This window comes from Actinocorallia aurantiaca (assembly GCF_039533685.1).
GTDB lineage: Bacteria > Actinomycetota > Actinomycetes > Streptosporangiales > Streptosporangiaceae > Actinocorallia > Actinocorallia aurantiaca.
In genome coordinates, this window is record NZ_BAAATZ010000012.1 from 73,701 (window position 1) to 92,042 (window position 18,342).

19 protein-coding genes and 1 riboswitch are annotated in these 18,342 nt (G+C 73.4%); of the genes, 12 read left to right on the plus strand and 7 right to left on the minus strand.

Going from position 1 to position 18,342, the window contains the following annotated elements; genetic code table 11:
• Positions 1-3: 3 nt before the first annotated feature.
• Positions 4-1,050 carry a Swt1 family HEPN domain-containing protein gene (locus tag ABD327_RS15470; RefSeq protein WP_344451060.1) on the plus strand — a complete coding sequence of 349 codons (1,047 nt, stop codon included), beginning with the start codon at positions 4-6 and terminating at the stop codon, positions 1,048-1,050.
• A gap of 13 nt (positions 1,051-1,063) precedes the next feature.
• On the opposite strand, the gene ABD327_RS15475 is transcribed toward ABD327_RS15470, so the two are convergent.
• Genes ABD327_RS15475 through ABD327_RS15485 form a run of 3 tightly spaced genes read right to left on the minus strand, consistent with a single transcriptional unit; the run spans position 1,064 to position 4,151 of the window.
• Positions 1,064-1,987 carry a hypothetical protein gene (locus ABD327_RS15475; protein ID WP_344451061.1) on the minus strand — a complete coding sequence of 308 codons (924 nt, stop codon included), beginning with the start codon at positions 1,985-1,987 and terminating at the stop codon, positions 1,064-1,066.
• Between the two features lie 41 nt (positions 1,988-2,028).
• Entirely contained in the window at positions 2,029-2,505 is a 477-nt protein-coding gene (locus ABD327_RS15480) for an NUDIX hydrolase (RefSeq protein WP_344451062.1), read from the minus strand.
• 35 nt (positions 2,506-2,540) lie between these two features.
• Positions 2,541-4,151: an alkaline phosphatase D family protein gene (locus ABD327_RS15485; RefSeq protein WP_344451063.1), complete on the minus strand. Its 1,611-nt coding sequence runs from the start codon at positions 4,149-4,151 to the stop codon at positions 2,541-2,543.
• Positions 4,152-4,367: 216 nt separating this feature from the next.
• Between ABD327_RS15485 and ABD327_RS15490 the strand changes: the two genes are divergently transcribed.
• From ABD327_RS15490 to ABD327_RS15530, 9 genes are all read left to right on the plus strand, one after another.
• Positions 4,368-5,141, plus strand: coding sequence for a hypothetical protein (locus ABD327_RS15490; RefSeq protein WP_344451064.1), 774 nt, complete (start codon positions 4,368-4,370; stop codon positions 5,139-5,141).
• A complete protein-coding gene (locus tag ABD327_RS15495) occupies positions 5,138-6,229 on the plus strand; it encodes a hypothetical protein (RefSeq protein WP_344451065.1) in 1,092 nt (363 codons plus the stop codon). Before ABD327_RS15490 ends, ABD327_RS15495 begins: the two co-directional genes overlap by 4 nt.
• The gene (locus ABD327_RS15500; protein ID WP_344451066.1) at positions 6,226-7,719 is read left to right on the plus strand and encodes a hypothetical protein; all 1,494 of its coding nucleotides are present in this window, start codon (positions 6,226-6,228) and stop codon (positions 7,717-7,719) included. Before ABD327_RS15495 ends, ABD327_RS15500 begins: the two co-directional genes overlap by 4 nt.
• Positions 7,706-9,010: an AAA family ATPase gene (locus ABD327_RS15505; protein WP_344451067.1), complete on the plus strand. Its 1,305-nt coding sequence runs from the start codon at positions 7,706-7,708 to the stop codon at positions 9,008-9,010. Before ABD327_RS15500 ends, ABD327_RS15505 begins: the two co-directional genes overlap by 14 nt.
• Before the next feature lie 18 nt (positions 9,011-9,028).
• Positions 9,029-9,142, plus strand: a riboswitch (cobalamin riboswitch).
• 78 nt (positions 9,143-9,220) lie between these two features.
• Complete coding sequence (locus ABD327_RS15510; RefSeq protein ID WP_344451068.1) at positions 9,221-10,132, plus strand: ABC transporter substrate-binding protein; 912 nt, start codon at positions 9,221-9,223, stop codon at positions 10,130-10,132.
• Between the two features lie 4 nt (positions 10,133-10,136).
• Positions 10,137-11,195 (plus strand): FecCD family ABC transporter permease, encoded by a 1,059-nt coding sequence (locus ABD327_RS15515; protein ID WP_344451069.1) that lies wholly within the window; start codon positions 10,137-10,139, stop codon positions 11,193-11,195.
• Positions 11,192-11,953: an ABC transporter ATP-binding protein gene (locus ABD327_RS15520; protein ID WP_344451070.1), complete on the plus strand. Its 762-nt coding sequence runs from the start codon at positions 11,192-11,194 to the stop codon at positions 11,951-11,953. The genes ABD327_RS15515 and ABD327_RS15520 overlap by 4 nt, the downstream gene beginning before the upstream one ends.
• Positions 11,954-11,955: 2 nt before the next feature.
• Positions 11,956-12,633: an adenosylcobinamide amidohydrolase gene (locus ABD327_RS15525; protein WP_425547139.1), complete on the plus strand. Its 678-nt coding sequence runs from the start codon at positions 11,956-11,958 to the stop codon at positions 12,631-12,633.
• Between the two features lie 79 nt (positions 12,634-12,712).
• Positions 12,713-13,825, plus strand: a complete 1,113-nt coding sequence (locus ABD327_RS15530) for a hypothetical protein (RefSeq protein ID WP_344451072.1) — start codon at positions 12,713-12,715, stop codon at positions 13,823-13,825.
• Here ABD327_RS15530 and ABD327_RS15535 read toward each other — a convergent pair.
• Both ABD327_RS15535 and ABD327_RS15540 read right to left on the minus strand, forming a co-directional pair.
• Positions 13,777-14,364, minus strand: coding sequence for a hypothetical protein (locus ABD327_RS15535; protein WP_344451073.1), 588 nt, complete (start codon positions 14,362-14,364; stop codon positions 13,777-13,779). The two genes, ABD327_RS15530 and ABD327_RS15535, sit on opposite strands and share 49 nt — an antisense overlap.
• A 172-nt stretch (positions 14,365-14,536) precedes the next feature.
• Complete coding sequence (locus ABD327_RS15540; protein WP_344451074.1) at positions 14,537-14,749, minus strand: DUF2277 domain-containing protein; 213 nt, start codon at positions 14,747-14,749, stop codon at positions 14,537-14,539.
• Positions 14,750-14,807: 58 nt separating this feature from the next.
• Here ABD327_RS15540 and ABD327_RS15545 point away from each other — a divergent pair, with 58 nt between their 5' ends.
• Positions 14,808-15,554, plus strand: coding sequence for a GNAT family N-acetyltransferase (locus ABD327_RS15545; protein WP_344451075.1), 747 nt, complete (start codon positions 14,808-14,810; stop codon positions 15,552-15,554).
• 7 nt (positions 15,555-15,561) lie between these two features.
• Here ABD327_RS15545 and ABD327_RS15550 read toward each other — a convergent pair whose 3' ends face one another.
• On the minus strand, positions 15,562-16,281 hold the full coding sequence (locus ABD327_RS15550; protein ID WP_344451076.1) for an integrase: 720 nt from the start codon (positions 16,279-16,281) through the stop codon (positions 15,562-15,564).
• A gap of 87 nt (positions 16,282-16,368) precedes the next feature.
• Here ABD327_RS15550 and ABD327_RS15555 point away from each other — a divergent pair, with 87 nt between their 5' ends.
• Complete coding sequence (locus tag ABD327_RS15555) at positions 16,369-16,701, plus strand: PLD nuclease N-terminal domain-containing protein (RefSeq protein WP_344451077.1); 333 nt, start codon at positions 16,369-16,371, stop codon at positions 16,699-16,701.
• Positions 16,702-16,708: 7 nt separating this feature from the next.
• On the opposite strand, the gene ABD327_RS15560 is transcribed toward ABD327_RS15555, so the two are convergent.
• The gene (locus tag ABD327_RS15560) at positions 16,709-18,340 is read right to left on the minus strand and encodes a CocE/NonD family hydrolase (RefSeq protein ID WP_344451078.1); all 1,632 of its coding nucleotides are present in this window, start codon (positions 18,338-18,340) and stop codon (positions 16,709-16,711) included.
• Positions 18,341-18,342: the final 2 nt, after the last annotated feature.

Below are 18,342 nucleotides of genomic sequence, written 5' to 3' on the forward strand. Positions count from 1 at the left end.
CCGGTGGCGGGCAACGAGGAGCGCCTCGGGCGCGGACTTGAACTGGTCGGCCGCGGTCTGCGGCCCTACGTGGACCGGCAGATGGCCAACCGGTACGGCCCCGGATGGCTGGAGGAGCGGTCGGCGCGGGACTCCGAGCGGCTCGGGAAGCCGGTGCGCCACCAGCTCGAGGACACCCGCCTGCTGCTGACCCTCCTCACCGAGGAGGAGTTCTTCGGCGAGATCATCCCCGCGCCGGGCACCGAGCTGGCCTCGGACGTCATCGGGATCGGCGACAGGCTGGGGTTCCGGCCCTTCCGGGACGCCGAGGCCGCGCAGGCGCTGCGGCTCATGGCGCAGCTGCTGCGGCTCGTCGGGGCCCGCGACCTGTCCGCCGAGACGCAGGCCCTCCTCCTGCCGCCCAGGCCGCCGCAGGCGGAGTACGAGCCGCCGGTCTCGTTCGAGAAGAAGGCCGAGCGCAAGCGGGTCCCCTTCGGCCGCAAGCCCAAGAAGGCGGCGCCCGCCGCGGCTCCCGCCAAACCCGCCGTCAAGTCCGCGGGCAGGAGCCTGGACTCCTCCCAGCTCCGTCTCGCCGCGCTGGTCGTGGGCGGGCTGGTCCTGGTGGCCCTCATCCAGCTGTACGGGCCGGGAGAGTCCCCCGACGACCCCTACAAGGGCGACTACGCCGACCTCCCGGCGGGGTCGGAGCTCGCCTCGCACCGCGGCGTCGAACTCCCGGACGGCCACCACCTGGTGCTGCTCGACGACGCGGAGCACCCGCGGAAGGGCCGGCACCGCGGCGACCTCTTCGCCTCCTCGGGATTCCTCATCGCGCCCGACCGCCGGCTGTCGCTCCTGCCGGAGAACGCCAAGGGCTCCTACCGCGCCTGCCTCGACGCCGGTTCCGAGGAGTCCGAGCTCCCCGTCGAGCGGATCGCCAAGGGGCGCGGCTTCTGCGTCACCACCGACAAGGGCGCGGTCGGCCTGTTCACCGTCACCGGAATCCGCCAGAAACCCGATCGCATGGTGCGGTTCGATCTGAAGGTCTGGAAACGCCCCCGGCCCGAGTGACGCCGCGGCGTGCTCAGGCGTCGGGCCAGAAGGCGGCGAAGAGCGCGTCGTCGCGGCCCACGGACCAGCCCGCGCCGCGGAGGTGGGCCAGGACGTCGTTGACGTGCTCGGCGGAGACGCGCTCGTGTCCGGTCGACCAGTCGCGTTCGAGGGGCCCGAACAGTTCGCGGAACCCCGCGTCGGCCCAGGGCCCCCGGACGGTGGGCGCCGGACGCCAGTCGCTCTCCCCGAAGCAGGGGTGCTCGGTCACGTCGAACGGCTGGTCGTCGGCGGGGCGGACCGCGTTCCACAGGTCCTGGGTGGAGCGGGTGCGCAGGAACTCCTCGTCCACGTCCTCGTGGGCGCGGCAGACGAGTTCGACGTAGTAGTCCAGGCAGCGGCGGCGGTCGTCGACCTGGAGCCCCATCTCGCGGGCCTCGCCGTAGGTGCGGGCGCTGAACGCCGCGTCCAGATGGGCCACCGCGGCGCTCGCCTCGTCGCGGTACATGATGTGCAGGTCCTCGCCGTGGACGCCGAGGACGAGTTCGGCCTCGAGCGGGCCGCTCCTGTGCTCCGGCGCCCCGAGCTCCGCGTAGTCGCCCTTGTCGCCGGGGAAGAGGGGCTCCCCGGTGTAGACGCCCGCCAGCCGCCCGGTGCCCCGGGGCAGCGCGAGGCGGCGCGGCGGCGGGGAGGACGGCAGCCACGCGCCGGGGGCGCCGAAGCTGTAGAGCATGACGCGGGCGCCCGTCGCGTAGTAGGCGACGCTCCAGCCGCGCTCCAGCCAGGAGTCGACGGTGGACAGGAAGTGCGCCCGGCCCGACGGGCTGTTCAGGCGCGCCTCGCGCCAGGCCTCCAGCGCCAGCCGGCGGGCCTGCACCGCCCGCAGCTCGCGCACGGGCCCCGCCGCCCGTTCGGGCACGGCCGCCACGGGATTGCTGAGCTCCGGTACGGTCGGCAAAGGCCGCTCCTCGGGACTGGACGGCGACTCGACATTCTGTTCTATCCCATGGATGTGCGTCTCGCCAGGGCCGCTCCCCCGTCCTGCGCGTCCCTCCACATCCTCAGGCCCGTGTTCACCAGGTCCATGCGCTCCAGCGAGGGCACGTCCTCCAGCGGGAACCATTCGGCGCGGTCGGTGGAGTTGTCCACCTCGTGCCGCAGCTCGCCGCCGGTGCGCTCCACCTCGTAGACGACGCGCAGGCTCTGGTGGTCGACGATCTCGCCGTACCACTCCCGTTCGGGGATGTGCAGGGAGTGCACGCCCAGCAGCCGGACGACCCGTCCGGTGTAGCCGGTCTCCTCGGTCAGCTCGCGCAGCGCGCCGTCCTCCGGGTCCTCACCGTGGTCCAGCCCTCCGCCGGGCAGCGTCCACCGGGGGGTCCCGTCGCCGATGAACCGGGCGAGCAGGATCCGTTCCTCCTCCACGCAGATCCCGTAGGCGGCGACTCGGAGGTTCTTCCTGATTCCGTCCGTCACGCCCTGAGTCTCTCACCCCAGGACGTGACGGGCGTTCATCCCCAGGCCCGCTTCAACTTCTGCGAACCGGACTCGGTGGTGAACGAGACGGCCTTGCGGGAGGTGGCCGTCGGGCTGGTGCGGTCGGACAGGAAGTACCAGTCCATCCGGGTCTGCTCGCGCCGGACGGTGAGCACCCCGTATCCGTGGGAGTCGAGTTCCGACCACCGGACGTGCCGGTTGGTGGTGGCGATCGCGGCCTCTGCCGCCAGCGAGGCGGTCCTCGGCGCCACCTGGAGGATGTCGTCGATGTTGTTGCTCGTCACCGACGGCACCACGAACTCGGTCGCCACGGCGGGGCTCACGGGGTAGCTCCCGGCCTTCAACGGGACCTCGATGGCCCAGCTGGTGTGGATGTCCCCGGTGAGGAACACCGTGTTGGCGATCCCTTCGCCGTTCAGGTGGCCGAGCAGTTCCCGCCGGTCGGCCGTGTAGCCGTCCCACTGGTCGGGGTTGAGCGAGTAGCCGCCGGAGGGCAGCCCGAGGAGCTCGGCGAGCGGCCCGAGCACCTCGGCGGGCAGCGAGCCCAGCACCAGCGGGCCGATCATCACCGAGTTGCCGACGAGCCGCCAGCGCGTCCGGCTGCCGGACAGGGTGGACTTCAGCCACTCCATCTGCGCCTCGCCGGTGAGGGTCCGCTCCGGATCGTCCACGGCCAGGCCCGTGGTCTGCTTCGAGCGGTGGCTGCGCAGGTCCAGCATGGTGAGCTCGGCGAGCTGCCCGAAGCGCAGCGTGCGGTAGATGACTCCGCCGTCGCCGAAGCGGACCGGCATCCACTCCGCGTAGGCCTGCCGTGAGGCGGCCTTGCGCGCGGCGAAGGAGCCCTCGGTCGCCGGGTCGTGGTTCTGCGCGCCGTCCGACCAGGTGTCGTTGGCGATCTCGTGGTCGTCCCAGACGATCATCCACGGGTGGCGGGCGTGCAGCGCCCGCAGGTCCGGGTCGGTCTTGTACTGGGCGTGCCGCTGCCGGTAGTCGGCCAGAGTGATGATCTCCCTGGCCGGGAAATGCTCGCGCACCGCGCCGCCGTCGCCGGTGCCGAAGGCCCTGGTCGCGTACTCGTAGATGTAGTCGCCCAGGTGGATCACGCCGAACAGGTCGTCGCGCGCGGCCAGCAGCCGGTAGGAGCCGAAGTATCCGGCCTCCCAGTTGGAGCAGGACACCACGGCGAACGCCAGCGACTCCACGTCGGCGTTCTCGGCCGGCGCGGTGCGGGTGCGCCCGGCCGGGGAGGGCTCGCCCTGGAAGGAGAAGCGGTAGTGGTAGGCGGTGCCGGGCCGCAGGCCCTGGACGTCCACCTTGACGGTGTGGTCGCGCTCGGGGCCGGTGGCGAACGCGCCCTCCGCCACCACGGTGGTGAAGGCGGCATCCTCGGCGACCTGCCAGCCGACCTCGACGGCGGGGCCGACTCCGCTGCCGGGAAGGGACTCGGGGGTCGGCGTCACCCTGGTCCAGAGGACGACGGCCTGGGGCAGGGGGTCTCCGGAGGCGACACCGTGCTGGAAGTACGGGGTGGGGGGAGCGGCGTGCGAGGCGGCGGGGGCGAGTGCGGCCACCGCGACACCCGCGCCGCCGAGCTTCAGCGCTTCACGGCGATTCAGAGGGGTCACGAGAGCCGAAGCTAATTCGGCTTCAAGACGCCGAGAAGGCCTTTCGGAGAGCCGACATCGGCCGTTCATCGAGGTTTATCGGAAAGGCGGCCGGGAGCCCGTCCGAGGCCCGATCGGAGCCCGATCCGGTCGCCGACCCCCGATGGGGCGGTGCGACACGCCTGTGATTGCTGGAAAACCCTGGAACTCAAGGGAAGATCCGCTACTGTCTGCGCCATGTCCGACTCCCCCGACCAGTTGGAACGGCGCATCAGCGAACTGCGCACGCGTGTGAGACGGGCGGTGGCCGAAGGGGACCGGTCGCTGGCCCGGGAACTGCGCGCCGAACTACGGCGCACCGAACGGCTCTGGGACAGCGCGGTCATGGTGCCCGCCGCCTCCGAACCGGCCCGGGTCATCCCGGTGCGCGAGCAGGTCCACCACGCGCTGAACCTGCTGGGGGTGCCCGCGGCGCCCAAGCTCATCCTCGGCGTCCACGAGGCGTTCTTCTCCGGTGAACTGGCCTCGGGCCAGCTCACCAGCCTCCGGCGGGACGAGGAGCGGTCCTTCCGGTCCGGTCCGCACGCCCGCCCGTACTACCTGTGCGCCGCCCTCACCGCCGACCTGCTGGCCCCCGCCCGGGGCCTGCTGGCGCTCAGCACCTGGCCCGCGGCCCGGCGCATGGTCGGTCCGCTCAGTCCCCGGGTGGACTTCCTCACCTCCGCGCTGCGCGTCACCGAGCACCTGGAGCGGCTCGACGCCGAACCGGGCCCGGCCGCGCGCCGGCTGCTGTGGCGGTTCGCCGCCGGGATCCCCCGGGCCACCGGCCCGCGCGGAGCCGTCGAGCCGTCCGGGGTGCGCGCCGCCGCGCACGCCGAACTCGACGTCCACCTGGCCGCCGACACCGCCTGCCGCCAGGAGGCCGCCGAACGCGCGGCCAGGCTCGACCCCGTCACCCGACTCTTCGGCGCCCGTCTGCAGGGCGCACGTGCCCTAGGAAACCGTTCATGACTTCGAGCTCCGCCGTCGACCTCAGGCTCGACCGCATGCGCGGCAGCGCTCCGCCGCGCAACCACGACGCCCGCAGCATCGCCTCGCTCACCACCAACCCCGGCTGCGCGCGCCGGGCGGTCCTGGACGCCGCCGGGGCCGACAAGGGGGAGATCGCCCGGTACCTGGGCCAGAACATGCCGTTCGGCCAGTCGCAGTTCGCCATCACCCGGGGCAACGCCTTCGAGGCGCTGGTCAAGAACGACGGCTGCGCCCAGCTGTACGGGCTGCTGCGCGACAGGCTCGGGCTGCCGGTTCCCGAGTCCGCGTACGCCGACCTGGAGGAGGTCGGCGGCAACATCAGCCGCGAGATGCGCTACACCCGCACCAAGCAGCTCCTCAAGCGGGCCGTCGAGGGCGAGGGCACGCTCTTCGACCATCCGCTGCTGCGGCTGGAGGTCGGCGGCCACCTCGTCTACCTGGAACCCGACGTCATCGCCTTCCGCCTCCGGGACCGCTTCCACGTGGTGGAGATCAAGTCGTTCCCGGTCGTCGACGGGCGGGCCGACCCCGAGCAGGTCGCCGCGGCGGCCCGCCAGTCGGCCGTCTACGTGCTGGCGCTCCAGCGGATGATGGCCGAGCTGGAGCAGCCGGAGAGCCTGGTGTCCGAGGAGGTCGTGCTGGTCTGCCCGGAGAACTTCTCCAACCGGCCGACCGCCACCCTGGTCGACGTCCGGCCGCAGCTCAGCGTGATCCGGCGGCAGCTGCGGCGCATGCGCCGCATCGAAGAGCTGCTGGACTCGCTGCCCGAGGACCTCACCTTCGAACTCGACGAGAACCTGAACGACTCGCTCACCCGCGTCCAGGCCCGCTACGCCCCCGCCTGCATGGCCACCTGCGACCTGGCGTTCTTCTGCCGGTCCGAGGCCCGCGCCTGCGGCGCCACCGAGGTGCTGGGCCGCCAGCTCGGCGACCAGCTCGGCGGGATCACCCGGATCGAGGACGCGCTCGCCCTGGCCGACGGCACGCTCACCCCGCCGGAGGATCTGGAGGAGATCACGGCGGAGCTGCGCGAGGCCCGGCGGCTGCTGGCGGAGCTGCGCGCATGAGCCTGCTCAACGCGCTGGCCCGGATGGAGGCGCTGCGGAGCGGCCGGGCGGTGCCGCTGGCCACCGTCCGGCACGTCCGGCTGGCCGAGCACCCCACGGTGCTGATCCCGCTGCGGCTGGCCGGGGAGGCCGCCGCGCCGCTGGCCGTGATGGCGGGCACCCGGCGCGAGGAGCCCCGGCTGTTCGTCGTGCCGCAGCCGCGCAACCGCGACCTGCGGTTCGCCTTCTTCACCGAGCTCGCCGGGGTGGTGCTGCGGGCCGTCGCAGGCGCCCAGGTCTCGGCCGAGACGCTGGAGATCAAGCGCGGCGAGCGCAAGGGCGAGACCTACCAGCGGTTCCTGGACGCGCCGCAGCTGCTGGTACCCAACCGCAACGGCATCGAGTTCCTGCGGCTCACCGGCCGCTCCACCCGCTTCCGCCAGACCGAGGGCGAATGGCCGGTGCCCGAGGAGGTGCCGCTGCTGGGCCGCTGGCTGACCTGGTTCGCCGACCGCTCGGACTACCCCGGCTCCAGCGTCCTGTGCGCGATGACCGACCTGCTGGCCCTGCACTGGGCGACCGGGCAGAGCCCGATGGAGGACGGCAACCTGGCCTCGCAGCTCGCCTGGATCGAGCCGCCGCAGGGGCGCACCGGCCTGGAGGCCTCGCTGGAGGCCGAGGACCCGCTGCTGCACCCGCCCGCAGGCCCCGCCACCGACCCTTCGTTCGACAACGAGGTGCTCGCGCCGCTGATCGCCGCCTACGACCTGGCCGAGGACGACGGCCCTGCCCGCGAGTTCGCCGCCGAACGCGTCGCCAAGGCGCTGTCCACCCAGCTCGAGCCGACCTGGGAGCTGATGTGGCGCGGGGTGGAGCTCTTGCGCTCCCTGCCCGAGGCGCCGAGCGTCCCCCAGCGGTTCGAGGGCGACCGCCAGTCCTTCACCACCTTCGAGGAGTCCATGGCCGAGGGCGCGCCGCAGGCCCGCAGGGACGGGGCGGTCGCCGCCGCGCGGCGGCTGGCCTCGCTGGAGGGCGCCGCCTCCCGGTACGCCGTCCAGCGCGCCCTGGACGATCCGCTGGTGCTGGCCGAGCGCCGGCTGGCGGGTGAGGCCTTCCGCGGCGAGGTCGTGTGGACCGATCCGGAGAACGTCAATGAGAAGGGGCTGCGTCGTCCGCTGGTGCAGATCGCCACCGACGACAGGCTGCGCGTGGAGCCCGGCAAGATCGTGCACAACGCCGCGCGCACCCAGAAGGCCGAGGTGCTGGAGGTGTCGAAGGGCGAGATCCTGCTGCGCATCGAGAACGGCATGGGCAACTCCCGCAAGCCCAACCCGGGCTCGGTCCCCGAACCCGGCGACCGGATGTGCTTCACCACCTTCACCGACGAGTTCCGGCCCTCGGCGAACCTGCCCGATCCGGAGGAGACGCCCTGGACGCACGGCGGGCCGCCCGAGGCGTACGAGCCGCCGAACGAGACGACCGCCGAGGAGATGAGCCATGAGTCAGCCTGAGTCGTCGCCCGGCGCGCGGGCCGACGCCGTCGTCTCGGACGTCCTGGCGCTCCTGACCGGCGGCGAGCACCGCGGCGTCGTCGTGGACTCCCCTCCCGGCGCGGGCAAGTCCACCCTGGTGGTGCGGGCCACCCTGCACCTGACGGACGCCGGGGAACGGCTGATGATCGTGGCGCAGACCAACGAGCAGGTCGACGACCTCATCGAGCGGTTGTGCGCCAAGGCCCCCGAGCTGGTGATCGGCCGCCTGTCGGCCGGGGACTACCAGCCCAGCGACCGGGTGAAGCGGCCGAACGTGCTGGTCAGCCCGAAGTCCGAGCCGCTGGCGGGGGCGCCGGTCGTCATCGCGACCGCCGCCAAGTGGGCGACGCTCGGCGACGGCACCTGGCCGTGGGCGATCATCGACGAGGCGTACCAGATGCGTTCGGACGCGCTGCTGCGCATCGCCTGCCGGTTCGAGCGCGCGCTGTTCGTGGGCGACCCCGGGCAGCTCGACCCGTTCTCGACCGTGGACGCCGAACGCTGGGCGGGCCAGTCCTGGGACCCCACCCAGTCGGCGGTGTCGGTGCTGCTGGCGCACAATCCCGAACTGCCGGTGCTTCGGCTGCCGGTGTCGTGGCGGCTGCCCGCGTCGGCGGCGCCGGTGGTGTCGGACGCGTTCTACCCCTACACGCCCTTCGAGTCCGGCACCGGGCCCGGCGACCGGCTGCTGGGCTTCGGGGCCAGGGGCATGGGCGCCCACGACGACGTGCTGGACATCGCGGCGGCTTCCGGGTGGGGGCTGTACGAGCTGCCGGCGCGGCACACCATCAGGACGGACTCCGAGGCGGTGGAGGCGACCGCGGCGCTGGCCGTCCGGGTGCTGCAGCGCGGCGCGGTGGCCGTCTCCGGCGGCGAGGAGTCCCCGGTGACGGCCGAGCGGATCGCGGTCGGCGCGGCCCACCGCGACCAGGTCGCGGCCGTCAAGCAGCTGCTGCGCGGCACCGGGATCACGGTGGACACCGCCAACCGGCTGCAGGGCCGCGAGTACGACGTGACGGTCGTCCTGCACCCGCTGTCGGGCCGGCGTGACGCGACCGAGTTCCACCTGCAGGCCGGACGGCTGTGCGTGCTCGCCTCCCGGCACCGGCACGCCTGCCTGGTGGTGGCGCGGGCCGGGATCCCGGAGCTGCTGGACGCCCATCCCTCGACCGGGCCGGTCCACCTGGGCGTCCCGATCAAGTTCCCGGACGGCTGGGAGGCCAACCAGTCGGTGCTCGCCCATCTGGAGTCCTACAAGGTCTCCGTCTGAGGGATTTCCGCAGGCTGATACGGTTCAGCCGCGCATGGGAGCGAAGTCCGGTGAGATTCCGGCGCTGTCCCGCAACTGTGGTGGTCCTTCGAGGGCCCTAGCCAGGACGCCTTCCGCGCGCGCGACGAACCGGCCCTCGAGGAAGGGCGAGCCGTCCCTTCCCGGACACGCTCTCCTTCCCCGGGGTCCCCCCTACGGAAGGTTGTGAAGATGCGGCGCTTCATCGGCGCGCTCCTGCTCCTCGTCCCGCTGGCCGCGGGCTGCGGGGGCTCCTCCAACGACACGGACGGCGCGGACCGTCCGGCCACCGGATCCCTGACCGTCGAGGCCGCCAACGGCCCGGTCACCCTCCCCTCCCCCGCGAAGCGCATCGTCTCGCTCTCCCCCACCGGGACCGAGATGCTGTTCGCGATCGGCGCGGGCGAGCAGGTCGTCGCGGTCGACGACTACTCCACCTACCCGGAGGAGGCGCCGCGCACGAAGCTGTCGGGCTACCAGCCGAACGCCGAGGCCATCGCCGGGTACGAGCCCGACCTCGTGCTCGTCTCCGACGACCAGGGCGGCATCCTGGCCGCTCTGGAGAAGCTGAAGATCCCGGTCCTGCACGAGCCGGCCGCCGTGAAGATCGACGACTCCTACGACCAGCTCGTCGACCTGGGCGTCGCGACCGGGCACGAGAAGGAGGCCTCCGACGTCGTCGCGGACATGAAGAAGCGCATCGACGACGCGGTGAAGGCCGCGCCGGACGGTTCGGACCTCACCTACTACCACGAGCTGGACACGAGCATGTACACGGTGACGTCCAAGACGTTCGTCGGCGGGGTCTACTCCCTGTTCGGACTGCAGAACGTCGCCGACAAGGCCGACAAGCAGGGCAGCGGGTACCCGCAGCTGTCCGCCGAGTCCCTGCTCAAGGACGACCCGAAGCTCATCTTCATGTCCCACCCCAAGGGCACCGGCGAATCGCCGGAGAGCGCCGCGAAGCGTCCTGGATGGGCGGGTCTGACCGCGGTCAAGGAGGGGAACGTGTTCGCCCTGGAGGACGACGTCGCCTCCCGCTGGGGTCCGCGCCTGCCCGACCTGGTGGAGGACATCTCCGAAGCCGTCAAGCGGGCGGCCTGACCGCATGAAGGTCCGCCCGCGGCCGCACGCCTCCGTGCCGCCGTCCGCCGCCGCGTCCCCGGCGAGGGCGCGGCTCCGGCCGGTCCCCCTGGCCGTCGCGGTGGTGCTGCTGCTGGGCTCCATGGCGGCGGGCCTGCTGGCCGGCGCCGTCTCCCTGCCGCCCGGCGAGGTGCTGCGCACGGTCCTCGGCCTGGACACCGGCCTGTCGCCCATGGAGCACGCGCTGCTGGTCGAGCTCCGGCTGCCGCGCGTGCTCCTGGGCGCGCTGGTCGGCGGGCTGCTGGCGGTCGCGGGCGCCGGCTACCAGGGGGTGCTGCGCAACCCCCTGGCCGACCCGTACCTGCTGGGCGCCTCCTCGGGGGCGGGCCTCGGCGCCACCCTGGTGATCGTCCACCTGCCGGTGCCCGCCTCCGTGGGGGTGCCGCTGGCGGCGTTCACCGGGGCGCTGACGGGCGTCGCCCTGGCCTACGCGCTGGGCAAGGCGGCCGGGCCCGGCACCGGAACCCTGATCCTGGCCGGGGTCGCGGTCTCCTCGTTCCTGTCGGCGGCACAGACCTTCGTCCAGCAGGCCGGGGTCGACGAGCTCGAACGCGTCTACTCGTGGATCCTGGGCGGGCTGTCCGGGGCGTCCTGGAACGCCCTCTGGATGGTCCTCCCCTACGCCGCGGTGTCGACGGGCGTGCTGCTGGTGCACGGCCGGCTGCTGGACGTGCTGGCCGTCGGCGACGACGAGGCGTCCTCCCTGGGGGTGAACGCCTCCGGGATCCGGCTCGTGGTGCTGACGGCCGCGTCGCTGGCCACCGCCTCGGCCGTGGCGGTCAGCGGGCTCATCGGGTTCGTGGGCATCGTGGTGCCGCACGCGGTCCGGCGGCTGGCGGGCGGGTCCTACCGCACGCTGCTGCCGCTGTCCCTGCTGGCCGGCGGCGCCTTCCTGGTCCTGGCCGACCTGCTGGCCCGGACCCTGCTCTCGCCGGGCGAACTGCCGCTCGGCGTGGTCACCGCGTTCATCGGCACCCCGTTCTTCCTCATGGTGCTGCGGTCCACCCGGGGCAGGGCCTCATGATCGCGGTGGAGGGCCTCGGGGTGCTGCGGGACGGCAGGCCCGTGCTGCGCGAGGTCGGGCTGAGCGCGGGCGAGGGCTCCTGGACCGCGGTGATCGGCCCGAACGGGGCGGGCAAGTCGACGCTGCTCCAGGCGATCGCCGGACTGCTGCCCCACACCGGGCACGTCCGGCTGAACGGGCGAAAGGGGCTGCGCGGCCGGGAGCGCGCGCGCACCGTCGCCTACGCCCCGCAGAACCCCGTGCTGCCCGAGGACCTGACCGTCTTCGACTACACGCTGCTGGGCCGCTCCCCCCACATCCCCTACCTGGGGCGGGAGCGAACCGCCGACCGGGAGGTCGCCGGACGGGCTCTGCGCCGGCTGGACCTGGAGGAGTTCGCCGGGCGGCGGCTGGGCCGGATGTCGGGCGGGGAGCGGCAGCGGGTGGTGCTGGCCCGCGCCCTGGCGCAGGAGGCGCCGATCCTGCTGCTGGACGAGCCGACCACCGCGCTGGACCTGGGTCACCAGCAGCAGGTCCTGGAACTCCTGGACGAACTTCGCGTCACCGAGGGATTGACCGTGATCACCACCCTGCACGACCTGGGCATGGCGGGCCGGTACGCCGACACGCTGGTGCTCGTCTCCGGCGGCCGGGTCGCCGCCTCGGGCCCGCCCGCCGAGGTCCTCACCGCCGAACTGGTCGGCGCCCACTTCGGCGCCCGGGTGAGCGTGGCCGCCGGACCCGACGGGCGGCCCGTGCTCTCGCTGGAGCGGCCGTGAGGATCGACACGGTGTGGCGCGCCGAGGCGGGCGGCGAGCTCCCCGCGCTGGTATGGCGGCCCGGCCTCCGCAAGGTGATCTCCTCGGGGATGCTCGGCGGCGGGATCGGCACGGCCGGGTGGGTGCTCAACGCCCAGGTGCCCGGCGGCTACTCGCGTATGGACCCCGTGGCCCACCTGCGGGAACTCGCCGAGCGGTTCGGCCTGGACGGACCGGGCGTGGGGCTGCTGACCGCCGCCGAGGTGCGCGCCTTCCGGCAGGGCCGCGACGGGGGCGTCTCCGCGACGGCGACCGTCGGGCTGCGGGTGCCCACCTGGGCCGCCTCGCCCGAGGGCAGGCCCGACCCCGTCCTGGCTCCGACCGTGCCCGAGCAGTTCCGGCCGGGCACGATCAACATCGTCGTCTCGGTCCCCGTCGCGCTCGACGACGCGGCTCTGGTGAACGCGGTCATGACCGCGACCGAGGCCAAGACCCAGGCGCTGCTGGAGGCCGGGTACGACTGCTCGGGCACGGCCAGCGACGCCGTCTGCGTCGCCGCCGGTCCCCGGGGCGCGCCCGAGCCGTTCGCCGGGCCCCGGTCGGTGTGGGGCGCGCGGATCGCGCGGGCCGTCCACGCGGCGGTCCTCGCGGGGGCCCGCGACTACACCCGGCGGCTGGAGGCGGGACCTTCTTCCCCATGAAATCTCCGGGAATTGGGTTAAAGTCAGGCCAAGAGGATCAAGAGGATCCTCCCGGGATTCCCAGAGGTCGAGGAGCGCCATGACCATCGCCCTGGTTCTGCTCTGCGTGGCAGTCGGGGTCCTGGAGCTGTACGCCGGGCGGCAGGCCAAGTACCAGACCGAGGCCTTCGTCAACCGGGTGAAGGAGTTGCACTCGCTGGTCAGGCGGCAGAACCAGACCCTGGAGAGCACCGGGAAGCAGCTGACCGAGGAGCTCGGCGAGGTCAGGCAGCGGCTGCTGCCCGGCCTGGACCTGCGGGTGCACCAGCACGGCGGGCGCATCGACGAGCTCGCCGCCCTGCTGCACCGCACGGAGGAGTACATCCGCGCCCAGGCCATCCGGCTGCACGAGCTGGAGAAGCAGCGCGAGGCCCTGGCCGAGCTGCGCGGCAGGCTCGCCGACATGGAGAGCACCTCCTTCCCCGTCGCGGTCCCGGCGATCGCGGGCCAGGGCCCATCCGACACCAGGGTGGAGGCCGCGCTCACCCGGATCGCCGACCTCGAGCACAACCGCGCCCAGATGCTCGGCCTCCAACGCGACCTGTCCCAGGCGCTGGAGGAGGTCGAGGGGGTCGTCGCCGACCTGCTGCACCACACCTCCGGCGAGCTCGACCGCGCCATCACCGCCACCCTGGAGCCGGGCACCGCGCCGATCACCACGGTGGGCGGCTCGCTCATGTGCGCCGACCCGGCGCTGCGCGACGTCCTGGCCGACGTCTACGAGCGGTGTGTGGAGGGCAGCGGCCTGAGCGTGCAGTTCAAGACGGTCGAGGACAGGCTCACCCGCTACTACCTGACCGGCCGGGTCCTGGAGGAGCTGGGCGGCGGTTACACCGCGCTGCTCATCTCGCTGACCATGGACGTCGGCTCGCCGTCGCTGCGCCGCAGGCTGCCCAGCGACGAGTCGTCGGTGAAGGCGCTGCTGCGCGCCCTGCACGAGTCCGCGGGGGCGGTGGCCCGGCTCGGGCCGCTGGTGGTCAGCCGCACCCCCGACGCCCTGGTGTGCGCGGTGCTCACCCACTCCCAGAGCATGGAGTTCGACCGGCACGACCTCCTGTCCGACCCGGCGGGGACCACCGCCCGGCTACGGGGGCTGCCGGTGCATCAGTTCTGGGACCTGACGGCCTGGGCGGGCCGGCCCGCCGCCGGGTAGGCCTGGACGCTCACCGTCCCGCCGCTCCCGTCCTCCCGGCCGGCTCCGCCGCCCCTCTCCAGCCTGACCAGCAGCCGCGCCACCGGCCCGCCGGTCGCGGGGTCGAGCTCGACGCACAGCCCGAACCCGTGCTCGGGGTCGAGGAAGACCACGTCCCGCAGCGCCCCGGCGGCCCGTACGGCGGGGCCGGCCGAGTCGGCGTCCTCGGGGTCGTAGAGGGTCTCGTAGATCAGTCTGCGGGCGTACCGGACGAGCGAACCAGCGTCCACGACCCGGCTGCCCACGGCGCCCACCGGCCCCGCGATGGCGATGCCGATGACGCCGCCGCCCTCGCCGCGCACGAAGATCTCCCGTTCGGTCCTCCCCCGGACGGGCTCCCTGCGCACCTGGAGCCCGAAGCCCGCGCCGTCGACGAGGACCGGCACGGGGAAGGGCGCGGGGCGGTCGGAGACCCGGACCTCGCCCGGGGTCACGGTGTAGCCCGGAAGATACAGTTGCAGCCCCTTGACCAGGAGCTTCCACACCGCCCGGCCCGACAATTCGGTACGGAACCCTTCCTCTCCCGACGCCCTCGAAGAACCGAAACCACTGGCCGACACATGACCCATGGTCACCATCGTGGGGTCGTGAACCGTTTCCGCACAAGACTTTCCGGAACGCTCCGAGGAACGGAGAAACCTTCCCCGGACGTTCCGGCCCGCCTCGCGCGGGCTACTCCCGGCCGCGCACCCGCAGGCCTGCCAGCAGTTTCGCGGTGGCCCGCGCCACCTCCTCCACCGCCTCGTCGAAGGCCTCGGCGTTGTGGGCGGCGGGGCTGCGGAACCCGGAGATCTTTCTCACATACTGCAGGGCCGCCGCCCGCACGTCCTCATCGGTGACTTCTTCGGCGTAAGGCGGTCGCAGCGTCTTGATGCTTCTGCACATATCCCCATCATCGGCTAATCGAATGCGCGGTGTGGTGCTTCCCGCCTACGGTTCGATCATGATCGAGCTTTCGGACAAGGAGAAGATCCGCGACTGGTTCCGGCCGGAGGTTCCGGGGCCTCTGATCGGCCCGCACGTGATGCGGACGGGGCACGGCCGGATCCTGGTGGACGACCCCGCCGAGCCGGGAACGGTCCTGGCGGAGACCGGCGGCGGCAACTACGACCTGAGTGGAGACCCGGCGGGGCTCGACTGCGACAAGCTGCCTCACGGCTTCTACCGGACCGACGAGGACTTCGCCCCGCTGCTGGCCGAGCGCTCGGGCGAGCTCCACCGCTGGCCGCGCGTCGTCCACGAACTGACCGGTGAGCCGAAGCCGGTGCCCCACGTGGCCGCCGGCCTGCGCCTCCTGGGCCCCGGCGACACCGCCGGGCTGGAGGCGCTCTCGCCGGAACTGCGGTGGATCACCGAGACGTGGGGCGGGCACGCGGCCGCCGCCGCCTCAGGGCTGGCCGTGGGGGCCTTCGTCCACGGACGCCTGGTCTCCGTGGCCCTCCCCTTCTACTGCGGCGAGCGGTACGAGGATCTCGGCGTCATCACCGAGGCCGGCCACCGCGGGCGCGGGCTGTCCGCCGCCTGCGCCGCCAGGGTCGTCGAGGGCGTCCTGCGCCGGGGACGGCGGCCGTCGTGGTCCACCTCCCCTGACAACCTGGGCAGCCTCCGGGTCGCCGCCAAGCTCGGCTTCCGCCTCGTGCGCGAGGACCACCTGTACGTCACCGGCTTCCCGCCCCCTCCGGCCTCCTGAAGGCGGCTCAGAAGACGCACAGCGCGGCGGTCGCGTCGTCGTGGCGCTTGTGCCGGGGCCAGCGCTGACAGTGCGGATCGCCGAACTCGCTCTCGCGGGTGCGGCGCAGGAGCTCGCCCGGCCCCTCTCCGCCGAGCACCCCCATGAGGTCCTGCCAGCCCAGGAGCCGGAAGCGGTCGGCGAGCCTGGTCGCGCCGTCGGTGAGCAGCGCCGCCCGGCGCAGCGCGCCCGCCGGACGCGCCCCGGTGACGGCGTACGCGGCGGCCCCGGGGTCCGCGGCGGCGTACCGGCGCGCCTGCGCCGTCGACACGACCTCCAGGCTGTCGCCGGAGTCCAGCAGCAGCGTCGAGTCCGCCAGCACCAGATGCTCCACCGCGCCGCGGTGCTCCCGCACCGCCACCACGGTCGCGGCGGGAGTGGCCGGATGGCCCAGGTCACAGGTGCGGACGTGCCGGGCGGCCACCGCGTCGATCGCCCGGCCCAGCAGCGGGCGAAGGCGCTCGCCCCGCTCCTCCGGCCTGCCCGGCGGCTCCTCCAGCAGCCGGGCCAGCAGTTCCAGGCCGAGGGTGCGGGCGTACCAGGCGGTACCGTGCCTGCAGCCCAGATCCGTGCCCGGCGGCAGGCTGCAGCCGTCGAGCACCACCACCGCGCCCTCCGCCGCCGCCACGAAATCCTCGTTCGGCCAGTCCCGTCCCGGAACCGCCTCCGTAGCCCAGCTCACCCGCATGCGTGTCCCTCCTCCTGGGAGAGACGCTGCTTCCGGTGCCGGAGTTCGACTACCGTTCTTCTTTCAGATTCGTGGAAGGGCCCGACCGTGCCAATTCTCTTCGGAGGCTTCAGCCTGCTCCTGCTGGCGCTGTGGATCTACTGCATCTTCGACGTGGTGACCACCGACCCCCGGGACTGCCGGAACCTCCCGAAAATGTTCTGGCTGCCCATCGTGCTGGTGCTGCCGGACCTCGGGTCGATCGCCTGGCTGATCGCGGGCCGCCCGCGGATCGTCGCCCACCCGCCCGAGCGCGCGGAGCGGGCCGTGCCGGTGCCGCCCGACGACGACGAGGAGTTCCTGCGCGGCCTGCGCGAGCGGGTCGAGGAGCAGCGGCGCAGGGCGCGCGAGGGGCAGGACCCGTCCGACGATCAGGACTGACCTCTTCTCAGGGGCGCGCGGCCAGCGGCAGCAGGACCGCCGACGGATGCGCCGGGCCGTGCAGGACCTCCTGGCGCTGGACGACCAGCCGGGCGGCCGAGCCGAGCGGCTCGCCGCCGCCGGTGTTGCGCGCGAACCTCGGATGCGCGCCGCTCGCCACCTGAACGCGCAGCCGGTGCCCCGCCTCGAACCGGTGGGCGGTGGGCCACAGTTCGATCTCGACCTCGCGGACGCCGTCCTTCGCGGACGGGTCCGGGACGAGCCTGCGCAGCCCGTCGCAGACGTTGACCGAGCGGCCCCGGGCGTCCACATCGCAGAGCCGGACCAGCAGATCGGTGTGGCCGGCGTCCGAGCGCAGGTACACGCGCGCCGAGACCGGGCCGACGATCTCCAGGTCCTCGGCGAGCGGCTCGCCGGTGAACAGCAGGACGTCGGCGCGCTCCTCGACCTCGCGCTGGTCCCGGGGGCCCGCGCCCGAGCCGAGGAGCGGGCCGCCGACGCCCGGGGTGGGGTCGGCGGGGTCGTAGACGAAGGCCGAAGGCGGGCCGTCCTCCGGTTCGTCCGCGGCCAGGACGCCGCCCGGATGCAGGTGGAAGGCGGTGGGCGTCGCGGGCGGCGGCCAGTCGGCGTAGTCCCGCCACTCCCCCGCTCCCTGGACGTACAGGCGGACGGGCGCCCGCCTGCGGGGCTCGCCGCGCAGGGACGTGCCGAACCACTCCAGCGCGTCCCGGACCGCCGCGCCGAACAGGCCCGGGGACGTGTGGCTCCACGGCCCCACGGTCAGCTGGGGGGAGCGTCCCGCGTCGCGCAGCGCGCGGTAGTCCTCCAGCTGGGAGGCGAGGAACAGGTCGTGCCAGCCGCCGACCATGCTCACCGGCGCGGTGACCTCCGCGACGCGGGCGCGGTGGTCGCGTTCGGGCACCCAGTACGGGTCGTCCGGCTCGGCGTGCTCCAGCCACTCCTGGAACCAAAGGACGGCCCGGCCGAGGACGGCGGTGTCGGCGCCGTTCAGAGGGAGCACGTCGAACGCCCGCTCCAGCCGCCCGCCGCCGAAGAGACTCCGTACTCGGGCGCGCGGGCCTTCCGACCGCTGCCGGGCCATCATCGCCGACCACGACAGGCAGCCGCGCAGGGTGAAGGCGCCGCCGAGGTAGGTCTGGTCACGGAACTGGGAGGCGGTGACGAACGGGGCCATCGCCGAGAGCCGGTCTCCGGCGTCGGGGGCGAGCGCCCACTGCGCGTAGCCCAGGTAGCTCGGGCCGAAGGTCACGACCCTGCCGTTGAACCAGGGCTCCTTCTCCAGCCAGGCGAGGGTGTCCAGGCCGTCGCGGCGCTCGTCGCCGAACGGGTCGAACTCGCCGCCGGAGCGCTCGGTGCCGCGCACCGCCTGGATCAGCACCTGGTGGCCGCGTTCGGCGAACGTCCGCCCGGCGAGCAGGGCGACCCAGCCGCGCCGCCCGTAGGGGCTGCGGACCAGGACGGTGGGCGCTCCCGGCGTCCGGCGCGGCAGGTACAGGTCGGCCGCGAGCTCCACGCCGTCGGACATCGGCACCGCGAGGCCGCGGCGGACCTCCACGTCCCGGGTGAGGGCGGGAGGCAGCCCCAGAAGGCGTTCGGTGACCCTGCTGACGGTCGACATGG